The 13,729-nt window shown below is 54.8% G+C and carries 11 protein-coding genes; 3 read left to right on the forward strand and 8 right to left on the reverse strand.

Annotated elements, in window-relative coordinates:
• Positions 1-56 precede the first annotated feature (56 nt).
• Complete coding sequence (locus L579_RS18425) at positions 57-1,058, forward strand: alpha/beta fold hydrolase (RefSeq protein ID WP_021185694.1); 1,002 nt, start codon at positions 57-59, stop codon at positions 1,056-1,058.
• On the opposite strand, the gene L579_RS18430 is transcribed toward L579_RS18425, so the two are convergent.
• The 4 genes from L579_RS18430 to L579_RS18445 form a co-directional block, all read right to left on the reverse strand.
• Positions 1,055-1,480 (reverse strand): DUF3830 family protein, encoded by a 426-nt coding sequence (locus L579_RS18430; protein WP_013508755.1) that lies wholly within the window; start codon positions 1,478-1,480, stop codon positions 1,055-1,057. The two genes, L579_RS18425 and L579_RS18430, sit on opposite strands and share 4 nt — an antisense overlap.
• Positions 1,481-1,497: 17 nt before the next feature.
• A complete protein-coding gene (locus tag L579_RS18435; RefSeq protein ID WP_021185695.1) occupies positions 1,498-1,974 on the reverse strand; it encodes a cucumopine synthase-related protein in 477 nt (158 codons plus the stop codon).
• Between the two features lie 353 nt (positions 1,975-2,327).
• Entirely contained in the window at positions 2,328-3,971 is a 1,644-nt protein-coding gene (fumA, locus tag L579_RS18440; protein WP_021185696.1) for a class I fumarate hydratase FumA, read from the reverse strand.
• A gap of 172 nt (positions 3,972-4,143) precedes the next feature.
• A complete protein-coding gene (locus tag L579_RS18445) occupies positions 4,144-5,655 on the reverse strand; it encodes an anion permease (RefSeq protein WP_021185697.1) in 1,512 nt (503 codons plus the stop codon).
• A 586-nt stretch (positions 5,656-6,241) separates the two neighbouring features.
• Between L579_RS18445 and L579_RS18450 the strand changes: the two genes are divergently transcribed.
• Both L579_RS18450 and L579_RS18455 read left to right on the forward strand, forming a co-directional pair.
• Positions 6,242-9,019: a flavocytochrome c gene (locus tag L579_RS18450; protein ID WP_021185698.1), complete on the forward strand. Its 2,778-nt coding sequence runs from the start codon at positions 6,242-6,244 to the stop codon at positions 9,017-9,019.
• A gap of 86 nt (positions 9,020-9,105) precedes the next feature.
• Positions 9,106-10,071, forward strand: a complete 966-nt coding sequence (locus L579_RS18455) for an FAD:protein FMN transferase (protein WP_021185699.1) — start codon at positions 9,106-9,108, stop codon at positions 10,069-10,071.
• Here the strand turns inward: L579_RS18455 and dcuR are convergent.
• The 4 genes from dcuR to L579_RS18475 form a co-directional block, all read right to left on the reverse strand.
• Positions 10,065-10,784 carry a two-component system response regulator DcuR gene (gene dcuR / locus L579_RS18460; RefSeq protein ID WP_021185700.1) on the reverse strand — a complete coding sequence of 240 codons (720 nt, stop codon included), beginning with the start codon at positions 10,782-10,784 and terminating at the stop codon, positions 10,065-10,067. The genes L579_RS18455 and dcuR overlap by 7 nt on opposite strands.
• Positions 10,781-12,421, reverse strand: coding sequence for a sensor histidine kinase (locus tag L579_RS18465; RefSeq protein ID WP_051337989.1), 1,641 nt, complete (start codon positions 12,419-12,421; stop codon positions 10,781-10,783). The genes dcuR and L579_RS18465 overlap by 4 nt, the downstream gene beginning before the upstream one ends.
• Before the next feature lie 74 nt (positions 12,422-12,495).
• Positions 12,496-13,035: a peptide-methionine (S)-S-oxide reductase MsrA gene (gene msrA, locus L579_RS18470; protein WP_021185702.1), complete on the reverse strand. Its 540-nt coding sequence runs from the start codon at positions 13,033-13,035 to the stop codon at positions 12,496-12,498.
• A gap of 64 nt (positions 13,036-13,099) precedes the next feature.
• Positions 13,100-13,666: a flavin reductase family protein gene (locus L579_RS18475; RefSeq protein WP_021185703.1), complete on the reverse strand. Its 567-nt coding sequence runs from the start codon at positions 13,664-13,666 to the stop codon at positions 13,100-13,102.
• Positions 13,667-13,729 lie beyond the last annotated feature (63 nt).

The following is a 13,729-nucleotide window of genomic DNA, read 5'->3' on the forward strand; positions in this document are numbered from 1 at the left end:
ATCCTTATGAAATTAACTAATTAATTAACTTTACCATATTGAGTCAGGAGACCGGCATGGGTTTATGCGCTTTTTATACGCCCGGCGATCTGCCGCTGGCAAGCGGAGAAACGTTGCGTGAGACGGCCATCGGTTATCAGACTTTTGGTCAGCTTAACGCTGCACGCGACAATGCAGTGGTGATCTTTAGCTATTACAGCGGCACCCATGAACGTTATTTACCGCTGATTGGCGCAGGAAAAACGCTCGACCCGACGCACTGGTTTATTGTGTTGGTGAATAAACTCGGTAATGGCGTATCCAGCTCGCCTTCTAACTCACGTTTGCAGCCGGGAGCGGCTTTTCCATCGGTGACGCTGGTCGATAACCTGCGGGCACAGGAGTGGCTGCTGTTTGACCATCTCGCCATTAACCGCATCGCGCTGGCGTATGGCTGGTCGATGGGGGCGATGCAGGCCTGGCATCTGGCGGTGGCGCGACCACAACAGGTGCGGGCGCTGCTGGCGGTGTGCGGTTCGGCGCGCTGTTGGCCGAATAATCAGGTGTTTCTTGAGGGGGTTCGGGCCGCGCTGCGTTGCGATGCGCAGTTTGCCGATGGCCACTATGTCGAGCCTCCGTTACGCGGGCTGGCGGCATTTGGTCGCGTCTATGCCGGCTGGGCCTATTCTGCTGCGTTTTTTCGTGAAGCGCGTTGGCGCGATCTCGGCTTCGACTCGCTGGAGGCGCTGCTGGTGGACTGGGAGCGGGATCATCAGGCGCTGGATGCCAATGATCTGTTGTGCGCCCTGCACAGTTGGTATCACGCCGATGTTGGTGTGCTGGCAAACGGAGACTGGCGTGCGGCGCTGGCGCGTATCCGCGCGCGTTGCATCGTGATGCCGTGCGACAGCGATCGTTATTTTACGGTGGAAGAGGCGGCACTGGAGGTAGCGGAATTAGGTCAGGGTGAGTTACGCACTCTCGTTTCACCTTACGGACATTGTGCCGGCGCGCCCGCGCGCTTTGCGGCCGCGTCGGCACAGATTGACAGCGCCATGCAGGCGCTTCTCAACCCTTAATCAATGATGCTCAGCTCGACAGTACGTCCCTGATCAAACCAGGTTTCCAGGCCGGTGACGCGCAGTTCGAGTTTGCCTTCAATCACCTGACCGATATAGGAAATCGGCAGCGGCTCGTCAGCGGTATCGTCGCCGTACACCACACACATCTGCTGGCGCGGGCTGTAGTAACATACCGCGCCGGTCACTTCGCCGTACTGTTCACGGCGCAGTTTGCCAACATCCTGCGTCAGATATTTGTTTTCCCACGGGGCGACGATTGGCAGGGTGAAAAACACCATGTCGCCAATCAACTTGCCGTGTTGCAGCACGCTTTTCAGCGGCAGCTTTTCACGCAACACTTTCGCCAGGTTGGGGACTTTGTCTTCCCACACCTCAATCACACAAATCTTCTTATCGGCAACATGCATAGCCAGTTTCATGATCTTCTCTCTCCCAATCAGGCGTTGACGCGACGAAAACCGTCCCCGAGACCCCAGGGAAGAATGAAATCGACCCACATATGCAGGCGGTTGGCCCAGGAGAGGGCGCTGTGCGACAGACGAACCAGGTCGCTCAGGGTTTCACATTCACTCGCCACCTCAACATAAGTGTGCAGCATTCGGGCCGCATCCGGCAGGCTGACGAAATCAAAGAAGTTAGCTTTGTAACCCATGATCTCTTTGATCAGCAGTTGCAGGGTTTTCAGATCGGCCTCCGGGTTGTCCTCGCCGACGCGAATCAGCCCCCACAGCATCTCATCGGCCAGCGTGCGGGTTTCCCCTTCGGCGAAGATGATGGTGCTGAGGTACTGACCACGGGAACCGGTACCGCGTGGTACTTCACCCTTACCGAGTGCGGCAATTTCTGCCGGTTGTTCAAACCAGATCTTTTCGCGCTGCGCGTCAAACAGCGCTATCGCTTCATCGACCGTCATAACGTTCTCCTGGTGTTGGCGTGAATGTGGCGGTTGCCACGAATTTAATTAATCAGATAATTAAAAGTGAGCAATTTTTGTGCCATGCGGAGAATAAAAATTAATCAGTTAATTAATAGTAGGTTAGGTAAAAAACCGCACAGGGAGAGGGTTCAGGCGACGTGAGGCTGTTGTATCGCAGTGCAGATTGCACCATTTCGTAGCGGCGCGATTTATCGCGCAATATTGGTGGGTAGGTTACCAGGACGCGCGATATGACGAGTTTGCATAAGTCGTAGCGGTGCGATTTATCGCGCCATTCGGCGGGGTTTATTCAGGGGGAAAGGGCGCGCATCACTGCGCACCCCATAAGGTTACTTCACGCAGGCCGCACACTGGTTGTGGATCTGCTGGAAGAAGTCGTTACCCTTGTCATCCACCAGGATAAACGCCGGGAAGTTTTCCACTTCAATCTTCCAGATCGCTTCCATACCCAGTTCTGCGTACTCCACGCATTCGAGGCTCTTGATACTCTGCTGCGCCAGTACCGCCGCCGGGCCACCGATGCTGCCGAGATAGAAGCCGCCGTGTTTATGGCAGGCATCTGTCACCTGCTGGCTGCGGTTGCCTTTCGCCAGCATCACCATGCTGCCGCCGTTGGCCTGCAACAGGTCAACGTAGGAATCCATACGGCCTGCGGTGGTTGGGCCGAGTGAACCTGACGCATAACCTTCTGGCGTCTTGGCCGGTCCTGCGTAATACACCGGATGGTCTTTGATGTACTGCGGCAGACCTTCACCGTTATCAATACGTTCTTTCAACTTGGCGTGGGCAATGTCACGCGCCACGATAATGGTGCCGTTCAGCGACAGGCGGGTCGATACCGGGTAGGAAGAAAGTTGCGCCAGAATCTCGGTCATCGGACGGTTGAGGTCCACGTTGACCACTTCGCCTTCACCCTGCTGACGCAGTTCTTCCGGGATAAAGCGGCCTGGATTATGCTCCAGTTGCTCAATCCAGATGCCTTCACGGTTAATCTTCGCCTTGATATTGCGGTCAGCCGAGCAGGAAACCCCCATACCCACCGGGCAGGATGCGCCATGACGTGGCAGACGCACCACACGGATATCGTGCGCGAAGTATTTACCGCCAAACTGCGCACCGAGGCCCAGTTTTTGCGACGCTTCCAGCAATTCCTGCTCCAGCTGCACATCACGGAACGCCTGACCGTGCTCATTACCTTCAGTCGGCAGCGAATCGTAGTAGTGGGTGGAGGCCAGTTTCACGGTTTTCAGCGTGCTTTCCGCCGAGGTGCCACCGATAACAAACGCAATATGGTAAGGCGGGCAGGCGGCGGTGCCGAGCGACATCATTTTATCGATCAGGTAGTTCTTCAGTTTCGCCGGGGTGATCAGCGCTTTGGTTTCCTGATAGAGATAGGTTTTGTTGGCGGAGCCGCCCCCTTTGGCGATACACAGGAATTTGTACTCGTCGCCGTCGACGCTGTAGAGGTCGATCTGTGCCGGCAGGTTAGTACCGGTATTCACCTCTTTGTACATATCCAGCGCGGCGTTCTGTGAGTAGCGCAGGTTATCTTCGATAAAGGTGTTGTACACCCCCTGGGACAACGCCGCTTCGTCGCCGCCACCGGTCCACACACGCTGGCCTTTCTTACCCATGATGATGGCGGTGCCGGTGTCCTGACAGGTCGGCAGCACGCCTTTGGCTGCGATTTCGGAGTTACGCAGGAACTGCAAGGCGACATATTTGTCGTTCTGGCTGGCTTCATCATCGGCCAGAATCGCGGCCACCTGTTGCTGATGGGCAGCGCGCAGCATAAATGAGGCATCGTGGAACGCCTGCTGCGCCAGCAGGGTCAGCGCTTGCGGATCAACTTTTAACACTTCTTCGCCTGCGAATTTCTCCACGGAGACATAATCGCTGCTGAGCAGGTAGTACTCAGTATCATCTTTGGCGAGAGGAAAGGGATCTTGATAGTAGAAGGGTTTGTTCGACATGTTGGCTCACTCAGTTATGTGTCGCTCGTCTGGTACAGAGAAGACAGGCGACATCATTAGCGATTCGTTATAGGTTTTTTCTCTCGCCAGCCCAGCTCAGGGCTGACTGGCGAGTATCATAGCATTTTAACATTCTTTCGCGGCTGCGATTTTTAACATCGAAGCAACATCATCAGAACATCAGCACCATCCACGGATAGGCAATCAGCATCAGCAGCACCAGGAACAGCGCACCGAAGATGGTGCCCAGACGCCAGTAGTCTTTGGTTGGCAGATAGCCGCTACCGTAATAAATCGGGCTGGGGCCAGTACCGTACGGGGTGATGATACCCATCACACCCAGTGAGGTCGCCAGCATCAGACAGAACACCGGCATATTGATGCCTGGGATAGCTGCCGCAATGGTCAGCATGGCTGGCAGCAGGGCAGTGGTGTGTGCGGTGGTGCTGGCAAACAGGTAGTGCAGTACATAGAAAGCCACCAGTAAGACCACGGCAGAGACTTGTGGATCATACCCTTGCAGCAGTTGCCCGCCTTCTTTACCTAACCAGGCAATGAAGCCGACTTTCGCCAGACCATCGGCGAGGGCGACCAGGGTGGCGAACCAGGCGAAAGTGTTCCACGCAGCTTTGTTGCTGGTGATATCGTTCCAGTTCAGTACGCCGGTCCACAGCATCAGCACAATCACCAGCAGCGCGGCCATTGCCGGTTCAATCCAGGCTGTGGCAAAGATCCACATCAGCAGCGCAGAAATCACGAACACCAGCAGCAGGATTTCATTGCGCGACAGTTTGCCCAGTTTTGCCAGCTCGGCTGTTGCCCAGCGCGGCACTTCATCGTTCAGTTTCACTTCCGGCGGATAGAGCCAGTAGGCCAGCAGCGGCATGGTGAGAATCAACAGCACACCCAGCGGCAGGAAGGCAAGGAACCACATGCCCCAGGAGATATCAAAACCTACCACGCTTTTTATCAGCGCCAGCGCCAGCAAGTTGGGAGCCAGTGCAGACAGGAACATTGAACTGGTGATACAGGTGGCGGTGATGGCAACCCACATCAGATAAGAACCAATTTTGCGCGCACTCGGGTCGTTAGGTTTTGAACCGTACAGCGGCGGCAGGTTGGCGATAATCGGATAGATGGTGCCGCCACTGCGTGCGGTGTTGGACGGAGTGAACGGTGCCAGCAACAGGTCTGCGAAGGTGATGGCGTAACCCAGCGTCAGGCTGCGACGGCCGAGATATTTCACCAGAATCAGCGCCAGGCGGCGACCGAACTGGGTTTTATCGTAACCGGCGGCAAACATAAAGGCACCGAAGATCAGCCACACGGTGGAGTTACCGAAGCCGCTGACCGCCCATTTGAAGGACTGGCCTGCCATTTTAAACTTCGGATCCGCCAACTCGGCCGGGCTAAACAGCAGGTACTGACTGAACAGCGCGATCACCACCACGCCGGTCAGGCCGATCACCGCGCCAGGCAGAGGTTCGAAGATCAGGCCGACAATCACGCCAACAAAGATTGCGAAGAAGTGCCACGCATAAGGTTCGAGTCCTTCCGGTGTGGGCACCAGTAACAACAGCACAGCAACAACCACCGGCAGGCACAGCATCAGCAGCCGGTTTTTATTCCCCGGCGCGGCAGGCGGCGCTTTTAGGGGTTCATTCTGGATAGTTTGTGTTTTCATAGTTTTGGTCTGCAAGTTATGGAGAATGCGATTAACGTTCCGGGAAAACAGGTGTTACTTTGCTCTACTCAGATGATACTTTTTTAATCTGCCGTTACGTCTTTAATGCTTCTTTAATTGCAATGTTGAAGAGAGAAGATTGCGTAATGTAAATATGATGCGATTTATTAAAAACTCCATTTTGATCTGGATCAAAAAATCGATTCAGTATTAAATCCTTTTTGTATTTGACATATATTCTTACCCTTACTTAATTCTTTTCTGCTGGTGACAAGACGCCATAAAGCTCAAGGCGGAAGGCGTTGTTGTCTGGGATGTGTCTGATAACGTCATGATTTATCATAAATTAATTTCTATGTAAATGAAAAAATTGATTTTTGACAACGTTTCGCTAACATTTTAAGTGGCGAATATTCATTCTTAGTGTTTATTTCCAGAATAATTTAAAAGTTAAAAAACTAAAATTATTAATTATGTAACTAAAGAAATTGGTATATTGTTTACATGAAATCGGACCTCTTAAATAAATTTGAAATAACTGCGTCTGCGACAGAATTCGAAACTTTTAAATTTTGGAGTTGTTATCATGAATACGCTCACCCCGATTCTTAATCCACTGACACTGCCGAAAGGCGCGGTATTGAAAAATCGCCTGGTCATGGCCCCAATGACCACCTGTACCGGTTATTTTGACGGCGGCGTGACCAGCGACCTGGTGGACTACTATCGTGTACGTGCGGGCAGCATTGGCACGGTGATTGTCGAATGCTGTTTTATCGATAACCGTGGCCCGGCCTTCCCCGGCGCCATCGCTATCGATAGCGACATCAAAATCCCCGGCCTGGCCAGGATTGCTGATGCGATCAAATCTCAGGGTTCCAAAGCCATTTTGCAGATCTACCACGGTGGCCGTATGGTGGATCCCGCGTTGATCGGCGGTAAAACGCCAGTCGCGCCCAGCGCGCTTGCCGCACCGCGTGAAGGTGCGCCGACTCCCCAGGCGCTGACGGCGGAAGAAGTCGATGTCATGATCACCAAATTTGGTGATGCGGTGAACCGTGCCATCAAAGCGGGTTTCGATGGCGTTGAGATCCACGGCGCTAACACTTACCTGATTCAGCAGTTCTACTCACCAAACTCCAACCAGCGCGATGACAAGTGGGGCGGCAGCCGCGACAACCGTGCCCGCTTCCCGATGGAAGTGCTGGAAATCACCCATAAAATGGCGGACCGCTTTGCGGCAGCCGACTTTATCATCGGCTATCGCTTCTCGCCGGAAGAGCTGGAAGTGCCGGGTATCCGTTTTGACGACACCCTGTATCTGCTGGAGAAACTGGCGGCGCGTGGTCTGGATTATGTGCACTTCTCCGTCGGCCAACTGCTGCGTCCGTCGATTGTTGATACCCAAGACCCGACACCGTTGATCACCAAATACCTGGCGCTGCGCTCACCGACGCTGGCTAAAGTCCCGGTGATTGGTGTTGGCGGCGTGGTAAATAAAGAAGATGCGGAAAATGCGCTGGAGCACGGTTTCGATCTGGTGGCGATTGGTAAAGCCTGTATCGCCTACCCGGACTGGGCCGACCGGATTATCCGCAACGAGCATATGGAGCTGTTTATCGACAGCACCAAACGCGAGGAGCTGGTGATCCCTGAGCCGCTGTGGCGCTTCTCGCTGGTGGACGCGATGATCCGCGACACGAGCGATACTGGCCGTAAATATAAAGCGGGCGTGTTCCAGGAGAAAGTGGAAGCCGAAGCGCTGAAGCTGAAAATCAACGTCACACTGGACACCGACCGTATCACCGACATCTCGCTGGTGCCGGACGCCACGCTGGACGTCGACTTTACCAGCACTTTTGAGAGCCTGCGTTCGCGCATTCTGGTGGCAAACAGCCCCCACGTTGATGCCGTGACCGGTGCCACCACCCAGAGTGAGGCGCTGAAAAAAGCCGTATCCCGTGCACTGGCTACCTCCAGCAAAGAGCATGTCATTGAAGAGGGCGGCAACCCGAATGCGCCGGTCAGCTACGATGTGGTGGTGGTTGGCAGTGGCGGTGCCGGTCTGGCAGCGGCCATTCAGGCGCATGATGATGGCGCGCGCGTGGTGATCATCGAGAAGATGCCGACCATCGGTGGTAACACCATCAAAGCCTCGGTCGGGATGAACGCAGCGGAAACCCGCTACCAGCGTCTGAAAGGCATCGAGGACAGCAAAGAGTTGTTCTATGAAGAGACGCTGAAAGGCGGCAAATTCAAAAACAATCCAGTGCTGTTGCGTGAGTTTGTTGAACAGGCACCGGGTGCGATTGACTGGCTGACAGATAAAGGTATCGAGCTGTGCGACATCACCATCACCGGTGGGATGAGCATTGACCGTACGCACCGCCCGGAAGACCGTTCGGCGGTGGGGGGCTTCCTGATCAGCGGCCTGGTGAAAAACGTTAACCAGCGCAATATCGAAGTGCTGCTGGAAACCTCGGTGGCGGAAATCCTGTTCGAAAACGGCGCGGTCAGCGGCGTGAAAGTGGTGGATGAGTACAACGACAGCCGCATTCTCAACGCGAAAAGCGTGATTGTCGCCACTGGCGGTTTCAGTGCTAACCGTGAGATGGTGGTGAAATATCGTCCTGAGCTGGATGGCTTCGTTACCACCAACCACAAAGGGGCGACCGGTAGCGGGATCGCCATGTTGCAGAAAATTGGTGCGGATACCGTGGATATGGGCGAGATCCAGATTCACCCGACAGTGGAGCAAACCACCTCTTATCTGATTTCTGAAGCGATTCGTGGCGGCGGTGCCATCCTGGTGAGCCAGGCGGGCAAACGCTTCTTCAATGAGATGGAGACGCGCGACAAAGTCTCGGCGGAAATTATCGCACTGCCGGAGAAAAGCGCGTGGATCATGTTCGATGAGCAGGTTCGTCTGAACAACAAAGCGGCGGATGAGTACATCGCCAAAGGGTTCGTCATCAGCGCGCCAACGCCACACGAACTGGCGGTGAAACTGAATATGGATCAGGAGACGTTGCAGACCACCCTGAACCGTTACAACCAGTTTGTTGAGCAGCAGAACGACGAAGATTTTGGCCGTAAAACTGCGCTGCGTCATCCGCTCAACCACGGTCCTTACTACGCCATCCGTATCGCCCCTGGGGTGCATCACACTATGGGCGGCGTGACCATCAATACTGACACAGCGGTACTGGATGCACAGAAACAGGTGATCCCGGGTGCCTGGGCGGCGGGTGAAGTGGTTGGCGGTATTCACGGTGCCAACCGTATCGGCGGCAACGCGGTTGCTGATATCATCATCTTTGGTATCAAAGCCGGACGTAACGCCGCGGCACTGGCGTTAGGCTAAATCACACCATCCGTAGCGGCGCGATTTATCGCGCTCTTTTAAGAACCGCGCGATAAATCGTGCCGCTACAACTGTAAGAGGCGATAATGACTCCAGACGCAGGCGTCTATGCCTATTCCGCCGTTCTGATGGGTTCGCCCATTCTGCTTAAACTCTTCGAAGACAATCAACCTCTCGCGGCGCAGGTATTCCGGCTGATCAAACAGCAGGAAAATCTGTTTACCGTCAATCGTGCTGACTCTGAAGTGATGGCGATCAACCAAGCCGCGGGCCACCATCCGGTGGTGGTCAGTGAACCGGTGTTTGCCTTGATCAGCGTGGCGCATGCGGTGAGTTTGTTGCCGAACAGCGCCTTTAACTTCACCATCGGGCCGGTAGTGAAACGCTGGAAAATTGGCTTTCAGGGCCATGAGGTGCCACCGGCTGCGGATATCGCGGCGCGGCTGCGGCTGACCGATCCGCATCAGGTGATATTGAATGATGCTGAACGCTCGGTGTTCCTGCAACAGCCGGGGATGGAGATTGATCTCGGTGCCATCGCTAAAGGCTATATTGCCGATCGCGTGCAGGGCTTTTTACGCCAACAGGGTGTGCAGCAGGCGTTGATTAACCTCGGTGGCAACGTGCAGACGTTGGGGTGTCCCCCCCATGATGCAGCGGGGTGGGGGATTGGCCTGAAAAAACCCTTTGGCCGCGAGGATGAACTGCTCGGCGTGTTGCGCGTGCAGGGTAAGTCGGTGGTGACCTCCGGCATCTACGAACGCTACTTCGAACGGGATGGCCGCTGCTGGCACCATATCTTCGATCCGCGCACCGGCTATCCGCTCGACAACGAATTACTCAGCATCACGGTGATTTCCGATCGTTCCATTGATGGCGATATCTATACCACGCTGCTGTATGGCATGGGGGTGGAACAGGGGCTGGCGTATCTTGCTGACCAGCCCGAACTGGACGCGGTCTTTGTGACGCGCGACCGGCAGATAATCTGCTCCTCCGCGCGCCATTTCAGCTTTGAGCCGCTGGATGCGGCGTGGCAACTGCGTTACTGACAATATTGTTGCAGCAGCGAATGGTATTCCGGTTGCAGGCGATAGCGGTACACCGGACGGCCTGTGGCACCGTAATGGATGCTGGTGAACAGGATATTAATCTGCGCCAGCCAGATCAGATACTTACGGCAGGAAACCCGGGAGATATTCACCTCGGCCGCCAGTTCATCGGTGGAGAACTCGGTGCCCGGATGGGCATCGATCCACTGACACAGGGTGCGTAGCGTCTGCGGCGTCAGCCCTTTTGGCAGGCGTTTGCTGTCGTGCTGGGTCGCCGGGCTGCCGTGAATCAGTAGGTCGACATCCGATTGCTGATAATAATGCTGGTTATCCATCAGCGATTTTTTCTGCCGCCATTGGGTCAGCGCTTCTTCAAAACGCGGGAACTGGAAGGGCTTGATCAGGTAATCCACTACGCCGTAGTGCAACGAGGTTTTGATGGTTGCGGCATCGGCGGCGGAGGAGATGATAATCACCTCCACCGGGCTGTTGGCTTTGCGCAGCTCCGGCAGCAGGTCGAGGCCGTTTTCCTGTTGCATATAGATATCCAGCAGCACCAGATCAACCGGTGGTTCGCTGTTGAGGATCTTCTCTTTCGCCTGCTGTAAGGTTGAGGCGGTGCCACAGCAGCTAAAGCCGGGCACCTGGCCGATATAGCAGCGATTAAGCTCTGCCACCATTGCATCATCGTCGACTACTAACACGTTGATCATGCGGTTTGATTTCCTCCATCCCAGGGTAGCTGGACTAAAAATTGGGTATAAACGCCGGGTTCTGATTCCACGCTGACGTCGCCGCCAAGGCTTTCGGTTTGCTGTTTCAGCAGGAACAAACCGACGCCGCGATCGTCACCTTTGGTGGAGAAGCCTTTGTCAAAAATAGTGGGCAACACCTCGGGATCAATACCGGGGCCATCGTCGCTCACTTCACACGCCAGCCAGCCATTCTGGTAGTGCAGCATCACATGGATCTCACCTTCAGTCTGGGAGCCAAGTGCATCCAGCGCATTCTCCACCAGGTTGCCAATCACGGTAATCAGTACCGCCATCTGCTGCTCGTTGCCGCTGTCGGGTAAGAAACTGGCATCGCTGATGGTCAGGTGATGGCCACGATCGGATGCCCGATTAATCTTACTGAGCAGGAATCCGGCAATCACCGGTGACTTAATTTTCTGCACCAGCGAGCCAATTTCCGTTTGATAGTTATTGGCGGTTTTCAGCACATAGGCTTCGACCTGCGCATAGTTTTTCATATGCAGCAGGCCGAGGATAACGTGCAGCTTATTCATAAATTCGTGTGAACGCTCACGGAGCGCATCGACATAGTTTACCATGCCGCTCAGGCGCTGCATTAGCTGGCTAATCTCGGTCTTATCCCTGAAGGTACACACCGCGCCAATAATACGTCCCTGGCTGCGTACCGGCACCGTATTGCTGAGCAGCACATGGCCGTTAACGTTCAATTCTTCGTCGCGCCGTGGTCGGCCGCTCTGCAACACATCCTGCAAATGGGCGTTGATCACCGAGGCATCGTAAATACGTTCGGCACTGATAGCGCTGGTCGCGATCTCGGCATTCAACAGCTTCTGTGCCGCCTGATTGACCAGCGTCACCGCGCCCTGATCGTCCACCGCCACCACGCCTTCTTTTACCGAGTTGAGGATCGCCTGACGTTGTTCAAACAGCGTCGAGATTTCATGCGGTTCGAGGCCGAACAAAATACGTTTTAGCACGCGTACCAGAATCAAGGTGCCCAGCGCACCGACCAGCGCGCCAATCAAGATCGTCCATAACACGCTCCAGCGGCTCTGGTTGATTTGATCGGTCACCGCGCTGAGCGAGATACCAATCACCACCACGCCAATCTGTTGATGTTGAGCGTTATAGATTGGGGTAAATACGCGCAGGGCTTTGACTAACGCGCCTTTATTGACCGAGACGTTCTCATGTCCACGCAACGCCGGTTCGATGTCGTCGCCAATAAAATGCTGGCCGACCAACTCCGGGTTGAGATGTGAATAGCGGATACCCTGCATATTGGTGACTACCACAAACAGCAGGTTATTGCTTTGCTGAATCTCCTGGGCGATGGGCTGAATCGGCAGGGTGCCGGGCGGCTGTAGCACCGCGCGTTGGATTTCTGGCGAATCCGCCAGGGTCCGCGCCACGGCCATCGCTTTGTCTTCCAGTTGCATCCGCGTCATCGCGCCGATTTGAAAGAAATAGATCAGATGGACGCTGAACAGCACCAGGGCGATCACCGTACTGAGCATCAGCGTGACCAGGGTATTGAGCTTTATGGGCCGCTTACGCGGTGGGGAATGCGTGGGTGGAGAATCAAATTCTGGCATAGGGCAGCTTTCGTAGCGGCGCGATTTATCGCGCGGATTTATAACGGGTGCGCATTATGCGCACCCGCATCGCATTAGCCCTGCGATTTTACCCGATTGGCAAAATTTTTCTTCAGCTTCTGCAACTTCGGAGGGATGACCGCCAGGCAGTAACCGTTACGCTGACCGGCACCATCCCAGTAATCCTGATGATAATCTTCCGCCGGATACCACTCGCCCAGCGGCTCGATGGTGGTGACGATCGGATCTTTGTTATCTTCCTGAGCACGGGCGATGGCCGCGATTGCTTCCGCTTCCTGTTCGGCATTGGCCGGGAAAATGGCGGAACGGTACTGAGTACCGATGTCATTGCCCTGGCGGTTTAGCTGGGTTGGATCATGGGTGACAAAGCTGACATCCAGCAGATCGCCGAAGCTTATCTGTGCCGGATCGAAACCGATGCGGATCGCTTCGGCGTGGCCGGTGGCACCGCTGCATACCTGCTCGTAAGTCGGGTTGGCACGCGTGCCGCCGGTATAACCGCTTTCCACGGACTCAACGCCAATCAGACTTTTAAACACTGCTTCGGTACACCAGAAACAGCCACCCGCGATCACCGCGTATTCAATTGCCATGTCTTTACTCCTGTCAGGGCGAAAGCGTTACTGTGGGGGCGCGCTTTCGTGAATTCAACCTTGTTTAAATTAACATTTCTGGCTTAAAGTCGCGGCGCTTATCAAGCAGCAGATTGCTCATCACGGTAAAACGACCTTCCCCCGTGTAGTGCAGGGTGGGAGGAAACTCCGGCTTATCCGCCACATGCGCTTTAACGATCTCGAAGATAAACAGATTGTAGTTATCCACCATGCTATCGTCGTAGAGCTGACATTCAAAGCTGGCGAAGCACTCCCTGATCAGTGGCGCATTCACTTTGCTGGCCGGTTCAGCGGTCAGTTTGAAGGCATCAAACTTATCGATGCGATCGCCGTGGCTGTTGCCGATGGCCACCACGCTATCAATTAAGTCGGCGTCCGGCACGTTGATCACGCACTGGCCGCTGTGGCGAATCAATTCATGGCTAAAATTGCCGCTGGCGATCATACAGCCGACCAGCGAGGGTGAGAATTCCAGGATGGTATGCCAGCCGAGCGTCATGATGTCGTGCTGACCTTCATACTGCGAGCTGACCAACACCACCGGTCCGGGTTCCAGATATTTCCGCGCCTTGCTGACCGGAAAATCGATTTTATGTACATTCTGGCTCATTGCGCTGCTCCTTTTTTGAAGGATGCTGTAAGTGTAGCGAACCTGCGCAGGTCTTTACCTGCG

Origin of the sequence: Pantoea sp. AS-PWVM4 (assembly GCF_000468095.1) — a bacterium.
Lineage (GTDB): Bacteria > Pseudomonadota > Gammaproteobacteria > Enterobacterales > Enterobacteriaceae > Pantoea > Pantoea phytobeneficialis.

Bases quoted from the DNA above. Each gene is read 5' to 3' on its own strand.
- L579_RS18425 (WP_021185694.1), top strand. From the start codon at position 57: ATGGGTTTATGCGCTTTTTATACGCCCGGCGATCTGCCGCTGGCAAGC.
- L579_RS18430 (WP_013508755.1), bottom strand. From the start codon at position 1,480: ATGAAACTGGCTATGCATGTTGCCGATAAGAAGATTTGTGTGATTGAG.
- L579_RS18435 (WP_021185695.1), bottom strand. From the start codon at position 1,974: ATGACGGTCGATGAAGCGATAGCGCTGTTTGACGCGCAGCGCGAAAAG.
- fumA (WP_021185696.1), bottom strand. From the start codon at position 3,971: ATGTCGAACAAACCCTTCTACTATCAAGATCCCTTTCCTCTCGCCAAA.
- L579_RS18445 (WP_021185697.1), bottom strand. From the start codon at position 5,655: ATGAAAACACAAACTATCCAGAATGAACCCCTAAAAGCGCCGCCTGCC.
- L579_RS18450 (WP_021185698.1), top strand. From the start codon at position 6,242: ATGAATACGCTCACCCCGATTCTTAATCCACTGACACTGCCGAAAGGC.
- L579_RS18455 (WP_021185699.1), top strand. From the start codon at position 9,106: ATGACTCCAGACGCAGGCGTCTATGCCTATTCCGCCGTTCTGATGGGT.
- dcuR (WP_021185700.1), bottom strand. From the start codon at position 10,784: ATGATCAACGTGTTAGTAGTCGACGATGATGCAATGGTGGCAGAGCTT.
- L579_RS18465 (WP_051337989.1), bottom strand. From the start codon at position 12,421: ATGCCAGAATTTGATTCTCCACCCACGCATTCCCCACCGCGTAAGCGG.
- msrA (WP_021185702.1), bottom strand. From the start codon at position 13,035: ATGGCAATTGAATACGCGGTGATCGCGGGTGGCTGTTTCTGGTGTACC.
- L579_RS18475 (WP_021185703.1), bottom strand. From the start codon at position 13,666: ATGAGCCAGAATGTACATAAAATCGATTTTCCGGTCAGCAAGGCGCGG.